Annotated in this window: 17 protein-coding genes; 16 read left to right on the forward strand and 1 reads right to left on the reverse strand. The window is 40.2% G+C overall.

Going from position 1 to position 15,255, the window contains the following annotated elements; all coding sequences use genetic code 11:
- Nucleotides 1–27 precede the first annotated feature (27 nt).
- The 15 genes from D8855_RS07780 (at nt 28) to D8855_RS07850 (ending at nt 11,877) form a co-directional block, all read left to right on the forward strand.
- On the forward strand, nt 28–2,508 hold the full coding sequence (locus D8855_RS07780; RefSeq protein WP_312023010.1) for a bifunctional DnaQ family exonuclease/ATP-dependent helicase: 2,481 nt from the start codon (nt 28–30) through the stop codon (nt 2,506–2,508).
- A gap of 4 nt (nt 2,509–2,512) precedes the next feature.
- On the forward strand, nt 2,513–3,736 hold the full coding sequence (locus D8855_RS07785; protein WP_125416840.1) for an FtsW/RodA/SpoVE family cell cycle protein: 1,224 nt from the start codon (nt 2,513–2,515) through the stop codon (nt 3,734–3,736).
- Nucleotides 3,737–3,746: 10 nt separating this feature from the next.
- Complete coding sequence (locus tag D8855_RS07790) at nt 3,747–4,301, forward strand: DJ-1 family glyoxalase III (RefSeq protein WP_061590330.1); 555 nt, start codon at nt 3,747–3,749, stop codon at nt 4,299–4,301.
- A gap of 218 nt (nt 4,302–4,519) precedes the next feature.
- A complete protein-coding gene (gene rpsF, locus D8855_RS07795) occupies nt 4,520–4,810 on the forward strand; it encodes a 30S ribosomal protein S6 (protein WP_001151786.1) in 291 nt (96 codons plus the stop codon).
- Between the two features lie 11 nt (nt 4,811–4,821).
- Nucleotides 4,822–5,292 carry a single-stranded DNA-binding protein SsbA gene (ssbA, locus tag D8855_RS07800; RefSeq protein ID WP_000609606.1) on the forward strand — a complete coding sequence of 157 codons (471 nt, stop codon included), beginning with the start codon at nt 4,822–4,824 and terminating at the stop codon, nt 5,290–5,292.
- A gap of 31 nt (nt 5,293–5,323) precedes the next feature.
- The gene (rpsR, locus tag D8855_RS07805; RefSeq protein ID WP_000068664.1) at nt 5,324–5,563 is read left to right on the forward strand and encodes a 30S ribosomal protein S18; all 240 of its coding nucleotides are present in this window, start codon (nt 5,324–5,326) and stop codon (nt 5,561–5,563) included.
- Between the two features lie 344 nt (nt 5,564–5,907).
- Nucleotides 5,908–6,411 (forward strand): GNAT family N-acetyltransferase, encoded by a 504-nt coding sequence (locus tag D8855_RS07810; RefSeq protein WP_061590337.1) that lies wholly within the window; start codon nt 5,908–5,910, stop codon nt 6,409–6,411.
- 79 nt (nt 6,412–6,490) lie between these two features.
- Nucleotides 6,491–7,891 carry a bifunctional Cof-type HAD-IIB family hydrolase/peptidylprolyl isomerase gene (locus D8855_RS07815; RefSeq protein WP_061590329.1) on the forward strand — a complete coding sequence of 467 codons (1,401 nt, stop codon included), beginning with the start codon at nt 6,491–6,493 and terminating at the stop codon, nt 7,889–7,891.
- Nucleotide 7,892: 1 nt separating this feature from the next.
- Complete coding sequence (locus D8855_RS07820) at nt 7,893–8,255, forward strand: S1 RNA-binding domain-containing protein (protein WP_061590328.1); 363 nt, start codon at nt 7,893–7,895, stop codon at nt 8,253–8,255.
- A gap of 52 nt (nt 8,256–8,307) precedes the next feature.
- Nucleotides 8,308–9,057: a tRNA1(Val) (adenine(37)-N6)-methyltransferase gene (locus D8855_RS07825; RefSeq protein ID WP_000390769.1), complete on the forward strand. Its 750-nt coding sequence runs from the start codon at nt 8,308–8,310 to the stop codon at nt 9,055–9,057.
- Nucleotides 9,047–9,331: a GIY-YIG nuclease family protein gene (locus tag D8855_RS07830; protein WP_033681555.1), complete on the forward strand. Its 285-nt coding sequence runs from the start codon at nt 9,047–9,049 to the stop codon at nt 9,329–9,331. Before D8855_RS07825 ends, D8855_RS07830 begins: the two co-directional genes overlap by 11 nt.
- 85 nt (nt 9,332–9,416) lie before the next feature.
- Nucleotides 9,417–10,352, forward strand: a complete 936-nt coding sequence (locus tag D8855_RS07835; RefSeq protein WP_061590327.1) for a manganese-dependent inorganic pyrophosphatase — start codon at nt 9,417–9,419, stop codon at nt 10,350–10,352.
- A gap of 85 nt (nt 10,353–10,437) precedes the next feature.
- Nucleotides 10,438–10,950 (forward strand): YiiX/YebB-like N1pC/P60 family cysteine hydrolase, encoded by a 513-nt coding sequence (locus D8855_RS07840; RefSeq protein WP_070482120.1) that lies wholly within the window; start codon nt 10,438–10,440, stop codon nt 10,948–10,950.
- Nucleotides 10,934–11,584, forward strand: coding sequence for a DUF1803 domain-containing protein (locus D8855_RS07845; protein ID WP_070482121.1), 651 nt, complete (start codon nt 10,934–10,936; stop codon nt 11,582–11,584). Before D8855_RS07840 ends, D8855_RS07845 begins: the two co-directional genes overlap by 17 nt.
- Before the next feature lie 101 nt (nt 11,585–11,685).
- The gene (locus tag D8855_RS07850; protein WP_049488510.1) at nt 11,686–11,877 is read left to right on the forward strand and encodes a CsbD family protein; all 192 of its coding nucleotides are present in this window, start codon (nt 11,686–11,688) and stop codon (nt 11,875–11,877) included.
- A gap of 46 nt (nt 11,878–11,923) precedes the next feature.
- Here the strand turns inward: D8855_RS07850 and D8855_RS07855 are convergent, their stop codons facing one another.
- Nucleotides 11,924–13,369 carry a UDP-N-acetylmuramoyl-L-alanyl-D-glutamate--L-lysine ligase gene (locus tag D8855_RS07855; RefSeq protein ID WP_125416842.1) on the reverse strand — a complete coding sequence of 482 codons (1,446 nt, stop codon included), beginning with the start codon at nt 13,367–13,369 and terminating at the stop codon, nt 11,924–11,926.
- A 105-nt stretch (nt 13,370–13,474) separates the two neighbouring features.
- Between D8855_RS07855 and D8855_RS07860 the strand changes: the two genes are divergently transcribed.
- Entirely contained in the window at nt 13,475–15,097 is a 1,623-nt protein-coding gene (locus D8855_RS07860) for a putative polysaccharide biosynthesis protein (RefSeq protein WP_125416844.1), read from the forward strand.
- Nucleotides 15,098–15,255: the final 158 nt, after the last annotated feature.

Consider the following 15,255-nt stretch of genomic DNA (forward strand, 5'->3'; position numbering starts at 1 on the left):
GGGCTTTTTTTGATATAATTTTTAATGATGAATTCGAGAAATGATCGGTATGTGGTTGTTGATTTAGAGGCCACTAGCACCGGAAGCAAGGCAAAAATTATTCAAGTGGGTATTGTGGTGATTGAAAATGGCGAAATCGTCGATCAGTATGGGACTGACGTCAATCCCCATGAGCCCTTGGATTCTCATATAAAAGAATTGACAGGGTTGACTGATCAACGGTTGGCAGTTGCTCCAGAGTTTTCACAGGTAGCTGGAAGGATTTTTGAACTGGTCAAGGATGGTGTTTTTGTCGCGCACAATGTACAGTTTGATGCAAATCTTCTGGCAGAGTACCTATTTTTTGAAGGTTATGAATTGAGAACTCCACGAGTAGATACCGTTGAGTTAGCACAGGTTTTGTACCCTCAGTTTGAAAAGTACAATCTCGGCATTCTCTGTCAAGAATTAGGGATTAAGTTAGACCACGCCCACACCGCTCTCTCTGATGCACAAGCAACAGCAGAGCTTTTGCTTTTTATGCGTCAAAAACTTTTTCAGTTACCAAAAGGACTTTTAGAAACCTTGTTAAATCTTGCGGATAACCTCCTTTATGAAACTTATTTAGTGATTGAAGAAGTATATCAGCGACAGTCCCTCCTTTCTGCTCACGATTTGATGGAGTTCCATGGACTCTTTCTAAGAAAGAAAAGTAAGTTTTTAAAACCACGTAAGCTATCTAAGGATTTTACTAAAAATATTTCCTTATTAGACTTGGATGAACGTCCTCAGCAAGTTGAATTTGCAGAAAAAGTTGAGCATCTTTTAAAAGAACAGAAAACTGCTTTTATTCAAGCTCAAACGGGACTTGGAAAGACTTATGGTTATCTACTGCCAGCTTTGAGCATGGAAAGTGAAGGTGGCATCCTTGTTAGTGTTCCTACCAAAATCCTTCAAAATCAAATTATACAAGAAGAAGGAAGTCGATTAAAAGATACTTTTCATATTGATATTCATAGTCTTAAGGGACCTCAAAATTATTTGAAACTCGATAATTTCTATAAAGTACTTCATAGGCCAGAGTCTAACCGCCTATTCACACGTTTTAAAATGCAAGTCTTGATTTGGTTAACAGAGACAGAAACAGGTGACTTAGATGAAATCGGGCAGCTGTATCGTTATCAACATATTATACCTGAACTTGTACATGATGGAAAACTTTCAAAAAAAAGTTTATTTAGTTCTGAGGACTTCTGGCAACGCAGTCAAGATAGGGCTAAATCGAGTCGCCTTTTGTTAACCAATCACGCTTATCTGGTAACACGTTTAGAGGACGATCCAGAGTTTGTCAACAATCGCTTGGTAATCATAGATGAAGCTCAAAAAATGCTGATTGCCCTTGAAAATCTCGCCCAAGAGTCTTATCTTCTCGATGATTTAGTAACACAAGTTGAAAAGTCCTTGGAAACAGAAAAAGATCTTATTCAGAGACGGTTGCTTGAGAGTATCGGGTTTGAATGTCGCTATTTGATAGATCAGTTTTACTCAGGACTTAAGAATGACAATTGGTTAGATTCTCTTGAAACCTTACGCCAGCATTTTTCTGAGTTAAATCTTCCCGAGTATAGAGATATGACGCATTTTTTTACATCGGACCGTGAATTTTGGCTGGCAACAGCTGAGAAGTCAAGTAAGGATGTCTTAATCTGCTCAAGTAAAAAAGGCCGCTTTCTACTAGCAGATTTATTGCCAGAAGATTGCAGAGTGCTTGGCATATCTGCCACTCTTGAAATCAGTAATAGAGTTTCTTTAGCGGATTTATTAGGATTTACGGAAGCTCCACTTATTACAGTTGAATCTTTACAACAGAAGCAACAAGAAATTTTATTAGTAAATGATTTTCCGTTAGTGACTGAACATTCTCCTTTAGATTATGCAGAAGAGGTTACATCAGTTATCCATTCCTTACAAGCCTTTCAAGAGCCGTTACTTGTTTTATTTACGTCTAAAGAATTACTGTTAGCAGTGTCAGATTTACTAGACCATCCTCATTTAGCCCAATATAAAAATGGGGAGCCCAGTCAGTTGAAGAAACGTTTTGAAAAAGGAGAGCGACAAATCTTACTTGGAACAGGAAGTTTCTGGGAGGGAGTGGATTTTTCTACCCATCCTTGCGTTATTCAAGTAATTCCTCGTTTGCCTTTTCAAAATCCCCAAGAACCTTTGACACGAAAATTAAATCATGAGTTGCGTCAGGAAGGGAAGAATCCTTTCTATGATTATCAGTTGCCAATGGCCATTATTCGTCTCAAACAGGCTTTGGGTAGAACAATTAGAAAAGAGGCACAAGCTTCCATTGCTGTGATACTGGATAGTCGAGTTGTTCATAAACGATATGGTAAACAGATCAGACAAGCTCTAGCGAAGGAAAGAACTATCAGAGAGGTGAATAGAAAACAAATTACCTCTGCTGTTAGTGATTTCCTCCAAAACAACAAAAATGAAAAATCTAAGAAAGAGAAAAGGTGAGTATATGAAACGTTCTCTTGACTCTAGAGTCGATTATAGTTTGCTTCTGCCAGTATTTTTCCTACTGGTTATAGGCGTGGTGGCTATTTATATTGCCGTTAGTCATGATTATCCAAATAATATCTTGCCCATTTTAGGGCAGCAGGTTGCTTGGATTGCCTTGGGACTTATGATTGGTTTTGTGGTCATGCTCTTCAATACAGAATTTCTTTGGAAGGTGACACCCTTTCTATATATTTTAGGCTTGGGACTTATGGTCTTACCTATCGTCTTTTATAATCCAAGTTTAGTTGCATCAACGGGTGCCAAAAACTGGGTATCGGTAAATGGTGTTACCTTGTTCCAGCCGTCAGAATTTATGAAGATATCCTATATCCTCATGTTGGCCCGTGTCATTGTCCAATTTACAAAGAAACATAAGGAATGGAGACGCACAGTTCCGCTGGACTTTTTGTTGATTTTTTGGATGATTGTCTTTACCATTCCAGTCCTAGTTCTTTTGGCACTTCAAAGTGACTTGGGGACGGCTTTGGTTTTTGTAGCCATTTTCTCAGGAATCGTTTTATTATCGGGGGTTTCTTGGAAAATTATTATCCCAGTATTTGTGACTGCTGTAACAGGAATTGCAGGTTTCTTAGCTATTTTTATCAGCAAGGACGGTCGGGCTTTTCTCCATCAACTGGGAATGCCGACCTATCAAATCAACCGTATTTTGGCTTGGCTCAACCCATTTGACTTTGCTCAAACAACGACCTATCAGCAGGCTCAAGGACAGATTGCCATTGGAAGCGGTGGCTTGTTTGGACAGGGTTTTAATGCTTCTAATCTGCTTATTCCAGTTCGAGAGTCGGATATGATTTTCACGGTCATTGCAGAAGATTTTGGCTTTATTGGCTCTGTCCTTGTTATCGCCCTTTATCTCATGCTGATTTATCGTATGTTGAAGATTACTCTTAAATCAAATAATCAGTTCTACACCTATATTTCTACAGGTTTAATTATGATGTTACTCTTCCATATCTTTGAGAATATCGGTGCCGTGACAGGTTTGCTTCCTTTGACGGGGATTCCCTTGCCTTTCATTTCTCAAGGGGGATCGGCTATTATCAGTAATCTGATTGGTGTGGGCTTACTTTTATCGATGAGTTACCAGACCAATCTAGCTGAAGAAAAGAGCGGAAAAGTTCCATTCAAGCGGAAAAAGGTTGTTTTAAAACAAATCAAATAAGGAGAAAATCATGGTAAAAGTAGCAGTTATGTTAGCTCAGGGCTTTGAAGAAATTGAAGCTTTGACAGTTGTGGATGTTTTGCGTCGTGCAAATATCACTTGTGATATGGTTGGTTTTGAAGAGCAAGTGACGGGTTCACATGCAATCCAAGTCACAGCAGATCGTGTCTTTGATGGTGATTTATCAGACTATGATATGGTTGTCCTTCCTGGTGGCATGCCTGGTTCTGCACATTTGCGGGACAATCAGGCCTTGGTTCAAGAGTTGCAAAGCTTTGAGCAAGAAGGGAAGAAACTGGCAGCCATTTGTGCTGCACCAATTGCTCTCAATCAAGCAGGGATATTGAAAAACAAGCAGTACACTTGTTATGACGGCGTTCAAGAGAAAATCCTTGATGGTCACTACGTCAAGGAAACAGTAGTGGTAGATGGTCAATTGACAACCAGTCGAGGCCCTTCAACAGCCCTTGCCTTTGCCTACGAGTTGGTGGAGCAATTAGGAGGAGACGCAGAGAGTTTACGAACAGGAATGCTCTATCGAGATGTCTTTGGTAAAAATCAGTAAAACGGATCCGTAATCTCTATAGTTTGATAAATACTAAAATATTAATCACTCTCTATAGAGTTATATTTTTTGAGAAGATGATTCGTCATCTTCTTTTTTATTTCAGCCTTTTTACTTGCGTAAAAAAATGTTTTCTAGTATAATAGTTTATTGTGAGCGAACCTCACTTACCCCTTGCAAAGTCTTGGGGTCATTAGACCAAAAGGAGGAACATATCAATGGCTAAATACGAAATTCTTTATATCATTCGTCCAAACATTGAAGAAGAAGCTAAAAACGCTTTGGTAGCACGTTTTGACTCTATTTTGACTGACAACGGTGCAACTGTTGTTGAATCAAAAACTTGGGAAAAACGTCGTCTTGCATACGAAATCCAAGATTTCCGTGAAGGACTTTACCACATCGTTAACGTTGAAGCAAACGACGATGCTGCTCTTAAAGAGTTTGACCGTCTTTCAAAAATCAACGCTGACATTCTTCGTCACATGATCGTCAAAACTGACGCGTAAGAAGGTAAACTATGATTAACAATGTTGTACTTGTAGGGCGTATGACACGTGACGCTGAGTTACGTTATACCCCATCAAATGTAGCAGTTGCGACTTTTACTCTTGCAGTAAACCGTACATTTAAGAGTCAAAATGGCGAACGTGAGGCTGATTTTATCAATGTCGTTATGTGGCGCCAACAGGCTGAAAACCTTGCTAACTGGGCTAAAAAAGGCTCACTTATCGGGGTGACAGGTCGTATCCAGACTCGTAGTTACGATAACCAGCAAGGACAACGTGTCTACGTGACAGAGGTCGTGGCTGAGAATTTCCAAATGTTGGAAAGCCGTAGTGTGCGTGAGGGCCACACAGGTGGAGCTTATTCTGCACCAACTGCAAACTATTCAGCACCTACAAATTCAGTACCAGACTTTTCACGTGATGAAAATCCATTTGGAGCAACAAATCCATTGGATATTTCAGATGATGATTTACCATTCTAATGGACAACTAAAATTATAAAGGAGAAAAAACATGGCTCAACAACGTCGTGGCGGATTCAAACGCCGTAAAAAAGTTGATTACATCGCAGCAAACAAAATTGAATATGTTGATTACAAAGATACTGAGCTTCTTAGCCGTTTCGTTTCAGAACGTGGGAAAATCCTTCCTCGTCGTGTAACAGGAACTTCAGCTAAAAACCAACGTAAAGTAACAACAGCTATCAAACGCGCTCGCGTAATGGCTTTGATGCCTTTCGTAAACGAAGATTAAAAAAGAGGTCCGGGCGGACCTCTTTTTCACGATCCTTGAAATGAGAATGCGAGTTGGGTCCAGTGGACCTCTTTTCATGAGCCTTGAAATGAGAGAGCGAGTTGGGGTCCGAGTGGACCTCTTTTTCATGAGCTCGGAAAAAAGAAAGCGAATTAAGACCCGGTTGGGTCTTTTTTTCACGAGTCTTAAAATGAGAGAGAGTTTGGGTCCAGTGGACCTCTTTTTCATGAGCTTGAAAATAAGAAAGCGAATTAAAGCCCGGTTGGTTTTTTTCACGAGATAGTTTTTTCTGACCTTGGCGTGCTATAATGGTAATAGAAAGAGTAAAGGTGGGTAAGTCAAAGATGAATTGTACGATTAGAAATATGATTAAGTCTGATATTGAATCCTTGTCTCATGGATTTATGAATCAAGGTTGGACTGGTAGAGAGGAAATTTTGGCTAGATATTTCCTGGAACAGGAAAGTGGGGAGAGAGAAGTTTTAGTTGCAGAGATTGATGGTGCTGTAGCGGGCTACATTACCATTTTGCCCTCTGCTAAACATGGTCCTTTTGCAGAAGTCTATCCAGAATTATCAGATTTTAATGTGTTTGAGCCTTTTCGAAATCAAGGGATTGGGAATCAACTGCTAGAAGAAGCAGAAAAACGAGTCAAGTTTGTTTCGAGTAAGGTCACTCTTGGTGTAGGTTTGCACTTAGGCTATGGCCCTGCCCAGATATTGTATATTAAACGAGGCTATATTCCAGATGGGACAGGTGTGTGGTATAGAAATAAACCGCTAGAAATGGGTGCAAGTTGTCAAAATGATAATGATTTAGTTTTATACTTATCCAAGGACTTACAATAAAACTGGAAACTTTTTGAAAATAGGGGATTTAGCTACTTTATGGTATAATGGAAAGAGTTAGATTGAAAGAGGTAGTGAGATGGATGCGAAATTAAGATACAAGGCAAAGAAAATCAAGATTGTCTTTTTTGATATTGATGATACCTTGCGAAATTCCAAGACTGGTTTTATTCCGTCTTCAATCCCAACTGTTTTTAAGCAATTACGTGAGAAAGGAATTTTGACAGGTATTGCTTCTGGACGGGGGATTTTTGGTGTCGTGCCAGAGATTCGTGAACTCAATCCTGACTTTTTTGTAACCTTAAATGGTGCCTATATTGAAGATAAAAAAGGTCAGGTTATTTATCAACATCAGATTGAGAAGTCAGATGTTGAGGAGTATATCTCCTGGGCCAAGCAAGAGGGAATTGAGTATGGCTTGGTTGGTAGTCATAATGCTAAGTTGTCGACTCGCACCGATATGATGAGTGAGGCTATCAATCCAATTTATCCCGACTTGGATGTGGATCCAGATTTCCATGAAAAAGAAGACATCTATCAGATGTGGACTTTTGAAGATAAGGGGGATGATTTACGCTTGCCTGACAGTCTCTCAGACAAACTTCGCATGGTTCGTTGGCATCAACATTCGTCTGATATTGTGCCGATTTCAGGCTCTAAGGCGACGGGTGTGGAACAGGTTGTGGAATATCTAGGCTTGAAACCAGAGAACGTCATGGTCTTTGGAGATGGGCTCAACGACTTGGAACTCTTTGATTACGCTGGAATCAGCGTTGCCATGGGAATTTCTCATGAAAAAATCAAAGAAAAAGCAGATTATATAACAAAAACACTAGAAGAAGATGGCATTTTTGATGCCTTAGAAGGATTTGGTATGGTAGAAAAAGAATTGCATTTCCCACAAGTAGACATTGAAACAGTAGAAGGTCCTCTTGCGACTATTAAGACCAATCACGGAGACTTGCGTATCAAGCTCTTCCCAGAGCATGCTCCTAAAACAGTGGCTAACTTTGTAGCTCTTTCAAAAGATGCCTACTATGATGGTGTCATTTTCCACCGTATTATCAAGGACTTTATGATTCAAGGTGGAGACCCAACTGGAACTGGTATGGGTGGCGAGTCAATCTACGGCGAATCTTTTGAGGATGAGTTCTCAGAAGAACTTTACAATATCCGTGGTGCTCTTTCCATGGCCAATGCTGGTCCAAATACCAACGGCAGCCAGTTCTTTATCGTGCAAAATCAACATTTGCCATATTCTAAGAAAGAAATTGCTCGTGGTGGTTGGCCAGAACCGATTGCGGAAATCTATGCTAACCAAGGTGGGACACCTCACCTAGACCGCCGTCACACTGTTTTTGGTCAGCTAGCTGATGAAGCTTCTTACGCTGTCTTGGATGAAATTGCTGCTGTTGAGACAGGAGCTATGGACAAGCCAGTTGAAGATGTTGTGATTGAAACTATTGAAATCGAGGACTAAGATGAAAATCGGTGATAAGCTAAAGGGCCGTATTACAGGGATTCAGCCCTACGGTGCTTTTGTTGAGCTAGAAACGGGTGATACAGGGCTGATTCACATTTCAGAGATTCGGACAGGATTTATTGAAAATATTCATGACGCCTTGAAAGTCGATGAAGAGGTTCAGGTTCAAGTAGTGGATTTAGATGAATTTACAGGGAAAGCTAGTCTTTCTATCCGCACTTTGGAGGAAGAAAAGCACCAGTTTCCTAGACGGAGACGCTTTTCAAGCGACCGCTTTAACTACGGCTTTGCGCCTCTCAAAAGAATGATGCCAATTTGGATCAAGGAAGCCCTTCAACATTTGAAGAATCAGAAGCACTAGTTAGAAATTTCTATCTTTTGTAATGTTAATATAAATTTGCTATAATAAGACCATGGAAGAAGAACAATTATTAAAATCAGGAGAGCGCATTAACCAGCTCTTTTCGACAGATATTAAAATCATTCAAAATAGAGAGGTTTTTAGCTATTCGGTGGATAGTGTTCTCTTGTCACGCTTTCCACGTTTCCCTAAGAAGGGATTGATTGTGGATTTTTGCGCTGGAAATGGAGCAGTGGGGCTATTTGCTAGCACTCGGACTCAGGCACAGATTTTGGCTGTTGAGATTCAGGAGCGTTTGGCAGATATGGCTGAGCGCTCTGTCCGTTTGAATGGTTTGGAAGAGCAGATGGAGGTCATCTGTGATGATTTGAAAAATATGCCTGCTTACATTCAGGGAAGTAAGGTGGATATGATTTTGTGTAATCCGCCCTATTTCAAGGTGGATCCTCATTCCAATCTGAACGAGAGTGAACATTATCTCTTGGCTCGCCATGAAATTACGACTAATTTGCAGGAAATCTGTCGCAGTGCCCAGAGTATTCTTAAATCGAATGGACGCTTGGCCATGGTTCATCGTCCTGATCGGCTTTTAGATATCTTGGACAGCTTACAACGGCATAATCTAGCCCCTAAGCGCCTGCAGTTTGTTTATCCAAAAAGAGAAAAGGAAGCCAATATGCTTTTGATTGAGGCCATCAAGGATGGTTCAACAAGCGGCTTTAAGGTCTTACCCCCTCTCATTGTTCACAATGATGATGGCTCTTATACGCCTGAACTTGAAGAGATTTATTATGGATCATAAGGCTTATATGTACGTGCTGGAGTGTCGTGACGGATCCTACTATACAGGCTATACGACTGATGTGAGAAGACGCCTCGCTATCCACAATAGTGGGAAGGGAGCCAAATACACACGAGCACGCTTGCCAGTCAAACTTATCTATGCTCAAGGTTTTGCCAGTAAGGAAGAAGCCATGTCTGCTGAAGCCCTTCTCAAGCGTAAGAAGAGGCCACAGAAGGAGCAATTTTTATCTGAAAATCAAGATAGAAATTTACTCAGTTATTTTGAAGAATAGTGGGGAGTCCTTTGACTCCTCTTACTTTTGTCAAAAAGCGAAAAAAATGCTACAATAAAGAGAATAAACAAAATGAGGTATTATCATGTCTAAGATTCTAGTATTTGGTCACCAAAATCCAGACTCAGATGCCATCGGGTCATCTGTAGCCTTTGCCTACCTTGCAAAAGAAGCTTACGGTTTGGATACGGAAGCTGTTGCACTTGGAACTCCAAATGAAGAAACAGCCTTTGTCTTGAACTATTTTGGTGTAGAAGCACCGCGTGTTATCACTTCTGCCAAAGCAGAAGGTGCAGAGCAAGTTATCCTAACTGACCACAATGAATTCCAACAATCTGTATCAGATATCGCTGAAGTAGAAGTTTATGGTGTTGTAGACCACCACCGCGTGGCTAACTTTGAAACTGCAAGCCCACTTTACATGCGTTTGGAGCCAGTTGGATCAGCGTCTTCAATCGTTTACCGTATGTTTAAAGAACATGGTGTAGCTGTTCCTAAAGAGATTGCTGGCTTGATGCTTTCAGGTTTGATTTCAGATACCCTTCTTTTGAAATCACCAACAACACATCCAACAGATAAAGTCATTGCTCCTGAATTGGCTGAATTGGCTGGTGTAAACTTGGAAGAATATGGTTTAGCTATGTTGAAAGCTGGTACAAACTTGGCTAGCAAATCTGCTGACGAATTGATTGACATCGATGCTAAGACTTTTGAATTGAACGGAAATAATGTCCGTGTTGCTCAAGTAAACACAGTTGACATCGCTGAAGTATTGGAACGCCAAGCAGAAATCGAAGCTGCAATGCAAGCTGCTAACGAAGCAAACGGTTACTCTGACTTTGTCTTGATGATTACAGATATCGTCAACTCAAACTCAGAAATCTTGGCTCTTGGTGCCAATATGGACAAGGTTGAAGCAGCCTTCAACTTCAAACTTGAAAACAATCATGCCTTCCTTGCTGGTGCCGTTTCACGTAAGAAACAAGTGGTACCTCAATTGACTGAAAGCTTTAATGTTTAAGATTTTGAGTGTTAATTCAAATTAGAAAAGGCTAGTTTGACTTATATCGAAAGGAGTTTCGGCTCTTTTTTTCTAGGAGTGAAGCATGTTAGAAAATGGCGATTTGATTTTTGTGAGAGATGAGTCAGATATGGGACAGGCCATCCAGACTTCCACAGGCAACTATAACCATGTTGCCATTTGTTTGGATGGGATGATTTACCACGCTAGTGGACAGGCTGGTGTTGTTTGTCAAGAACCAGCAGACTTCTTTGAGTCCAATCACTTGTACGATCTCTATGTTTACCCAGAAATGGATATCCATTCGGTGAAGGAAAAAGCTTACAAACATCTAGGAGCACCCTACAATGCTTCTTTCTATCCAGATGGAACTGGCTTCTACTGTTCTCAGTACATGGCAGAAATCCTACCGATATTTGAAACCATACCTATGAAATTTGGGGATGGGGAGCAGGAGATTAGTGATTTTTGGAGAGAGTATTACAGAGAATTAGGTCTGTCTGTTCCTTTGAACCAGCCCGGGACCAATCCCAGTCAATTGGCAGCATCGCCTCTGTTAAAAAGTAAAGAAAGGAATCTTCATGATTCAGATTTTTAATCCATCTCGTTTGACGAGACAGCCATTTTTTAGAGAATTGATCCACTATCTGGACCAGCATGATGATGTTATTTTACGGGAAATCAAGGCTCAATTTTCAGATGTGGCAGTTGATAAACTCATGGAAGAGTATATAAAGGCAGGTTTGATTCTACGAGAAAATAAGCGTTATTACCTTAATCTTCCTATGCTGGAGTCACTCGATAGTCTCGAACTGGATCAAGAGATTTTTATCAGCGAAGATAGTCCGGTCTATCAAGCCTTGTTGGAGCAGACTTTTGAGACAGAATTACGAAATCAAACCAATGCTGCTATTTTAGTTGAAAAGACGGACTTTGCGAGATCAAAAATGACTCTGTCCAATTATTTTTACAAGGTCAAACATCAGTATCCTTTGACAGAAAAACAGCAGGAACTCTATGACATTTTGGGAGATGTCAATCCTGAGTATGCTCTCAAATATATGACGACTTTTTTGCTAAAATTTCTCAAAAAAGATCAACTGATGCAGAAACGACGTGATATCTTTGTGGACAGTTTAGTAGTCTTGGGCTATATTGTCCAAAATGAAGATGGAAAGTATGAATTGGCCGTCGATTTTGATAAGGAAAGATTAACTTTCCACTTGGCCTGATTTCTTTTTTGTGAGCACATTGTTTGACTTTCCTTAGTATTCGGTATAAACTATATGTAACCGGTAACACATATCGGAATAAAACTAAAGGAGACAATCATATGTCACTTGAAAACAAATTGGAACAAGCAACAGGCGCTATCAAAGAAGGATTTGGTAAAGTTACTGGAGATGGTAAGACTGAAGCAGAAGGCGCTGTAGAAAAGACAGTTGCTAAGGCAAAAGAAGTAGTTGAAGATGCTAAAGATGCTGTAGAAGGTGCCGTTGAAGGTTTGAAAAACGCTTTTAAATAAAAATAGAAAAAATCAAGGGTTTCATTTCCCTTGATTTTTTACTATCTTATAAATAATTTTCTGCGACTGCTGCATCTCCTGGATAGGCTTCTTTCTTACCTTGGACGATTTGGTAGCAATCGGCTCCCTTACCTGCGATAATCACAGCATCTAATTCTTGACTTGTGATAGCCATCGCTGCCTTGATGGCATCTTTTCGATCCGCAATTTTTTCAACAGGATGATTGATGTAGCTACTAATTTCATCTGCAATGGCCATTGGGTCTTCATAGTTGGGGTCATCAGCAGTCAGAAAGACTTGAATCTCAGGATGTTGATTGAGGAGGAGTCCAAAGTCTTTGCGACGACTTTCTCCCTTATTTCCTGTCGAACCAAGAACCAGTGCAATTTTTCCAGTTTGATGAGTTTCTACGACATTGATGAGTTTTTTGAGACTATCACCATTGTGGGCATAGTCGATGAAAACCTTGGCTCCGTTTTTCTGAGTGAGAACTTCCATACGACCAGGAACTCGGGTTGCAGTGATTCCTTTTTTGATGTCTTCAAGACTTGCTCCTAGACGGAGGCAGGCAAGTCCAGCAGCGACTGCATTTTCTTGATTGAAATGCCCAATCAGTTGAATATCATAATCTCCAGCGAGTTTACCCGTAGCTGAAAAACTAAAGGCTTTGGAATTCTCGATTTGGTTATCAGACTGGCTACCGTAGAAATCATGGTCTTGATCATCGACTTGTTCTTTCAAGACAGAAAAGTGGTCCATGTCACTGTTAATGATGACTGCTCGGCTATTTTCCATCAAGAGACGTTTGTGGTAGAAGTAGTCTTCAAAGCTAGGGTGTTCAATAGGGCCGATATGGTCGGGGCTGATATTGAGGAAAACTCCCACATCAAAGGTGAGACCATAGACACGTTTGACCAGATAGGCTTGACTGGATACCTCCATGATGAGGTGGGTACGGCCATTTTGCACAGCTTGATTCATCATGTCAAAGAGGTCAATGCTCTCAGGGGTTGTCAATGCAGACTTAAAGAAAGTCTTGCCATCTAGAGTTGTGTTCATGGTCGACAACATAGCAGGTCGATGCCCTTGAGATAAAATGTTATAGGCGAAGTAGGCTGCTGTTGTTTTACCTTTGGTTCCAGTGAAGGCAAGGAGTTTGAGTTTGTCTTGGGGATTCCCATAAAATTCCATGGCAATCAAACTCATGGCTTTCTTGATATCACTGACGATAATAGCAGGAATACTAACCTCATAGTCTTCTTCAGCCACATACCAACCGAGGCCTTGAGAGATGGCAGAAAGCAAAAATTCCTTCTTAAAGCCAGCACCCTTGACGAAAAAGAGGCTCTTCTCTTTGGCCTTGCGACTATCATAGCAGATGGTGTCAAATACGACATGGCTGTAGTTGTAGTGATAATGTCCTTGGTCGATAATCTCACGGAAGAGACCATCTTTCTTTAAAATATCTAATACGGTTTCAATCTTAATCATACTTTCTATTGTAAACCGAAAGTCGTAAATTTACAAGTGACAAGGAAAAGTTTATAATGGAAGATGAGGAATTTTTCCTAGTTATTAAAATTAAATGAGGAATCTATGTCTAACGAAAACAATCACCAGCAGGCCCAGATGTTACGAGGGACTGCTTGGCTAACGGCTAGTAACTTTATCAGTCGTCTACTCGGGGCTATTTATATTATCCCTTGGTATATCTGGATGGGGTCTTATGCGGCTACAGCAAATGGTCTCTTTACCATGGGCTACAATATCTATGCCTGGTTCTTGCTGATTTCAACAGCAGGGATTCCAGTTGCAGTGGCCAAGCAAGTTGCCAAGTACAATACCATGCGAGAAGAAGAGCATAGCTTTGCCCTGATTCGGAGCTTTTTAGGATTTATGACAGGACTTGGTCTGGTCTTTGCACTAGTCTTGTATGTCTTTGCCCCTTGGCTAGCAGATTTGTCGGGTGTAGGGAAAGACCTGATCCCAATCATGCAGAGCTTGGCTTGGGCAGTCTTGATTTTCCCATCTATGAGTGTGATTCGAGGTTTCTTCCAAGGGATGAATAACCTGAAACCTTATGCCATGAGCCAAATCGCTGAACAGGTCATTCGTGTAATCTGGATGCTCTTGGCTACCTTTATGATTATGAAAATGGGCTCAGGAGATTATCTAGCAGCGGTTACCCAATCCACCTTTGCTGCCTTTGTCGGCATGGTGGCTAGTTTTGTAGTTTTGATCTATTTCCTTGCCAAAGAAGGATTACTTAAAAGAGTCCTTGAAACAGGAGATAAGATTAATAGTAAGCGTCTTTTGATCGATACCATTAAGGAAGCCATTCCTTTTATCCTGACAGGGTCTGCTATCCAGCTTTTCCAGATTTTGGATCAGATGACCTTTATCAATAGTATGAGCTGGTTTACCAACTATAGTAATGAAGACTTGGTTGTCATGTTTTCTTATTTCTCAGCCAATCCTAATAAAATCACTATGATTTTGATTTCCTTAGGAGTTTCGATTGGTGGTGTAGGCTTGCCACTTTTGACCGAAAACTATGTGAAAGGTGATTTGAGGTCTGCCTCTAAATTGATTCAAGATAATCTAACGATGCTTCTATTGTTTCTTTTTCCTGCAACTGTGGGAGTGGTCATGGTCGGTGAACCTATTTATACCATATTTTACGGGAAGCCAGATGGTTTGGCATTAGGTTTGTTTATCTTTGCAGTCTTGCAGTCAACCATTTTGGGTGTATATATGGTTTTGTCACCAATGCTTCAGGCTATGTTCCATAATCGTAAAGCAATCCGTTACTTTTTCTATGGTTCGGTTGCTAAGCTAGTCTTGCAATTACCAACAATTTATCTTTTTCACAGTTATGGTCCTTTGATTTCAACATCAATCGCTCTTATCATCCCTATTCTATTCATTTATCGTGAACTATGTAGGGTAACAGGAATGAGAGGTAATGTGGTATTTAGGAGAACGATTTTAATCAGTTTGTTGACTTTTGTTATGTTCATCGGTGTAGGTGCTATCCAGTGGATACTGGGATTTGTCTTCCAACCAAGTGGGCGTTTGTGGAGTTTTCTATATGTAACTCTTGTCGGTGCCATGGGTGGAGGAGTTTATGGAATTATGAGCCTCCGTACCCGTTTATTGGATAAAGTGATTGGAAAAGCCCGAGCAGATCGCCTACGAATCAAATTAAAGTTAACTTAAAAAATATTTATAAATAAAAGGGATAATTTGAACATTTCTATCATGAAATGTTCAAATTATTCTCTTTTTTATTAATTTGTAGAATAATAGCTAAAGTTTGTAGATGGTAATTTAATTTTTCTTAAATTTTACTTAAAAATCTATTGACTAAATAAAAC

The organism is Streptococcus mitis, assembly GCF_003942685.1.
GTDB lineage: Bacteria > Bacillota > Bacilli > Lactobacillales > Streptococcaceae > Streptococcus > Streptococcus mitis_CD.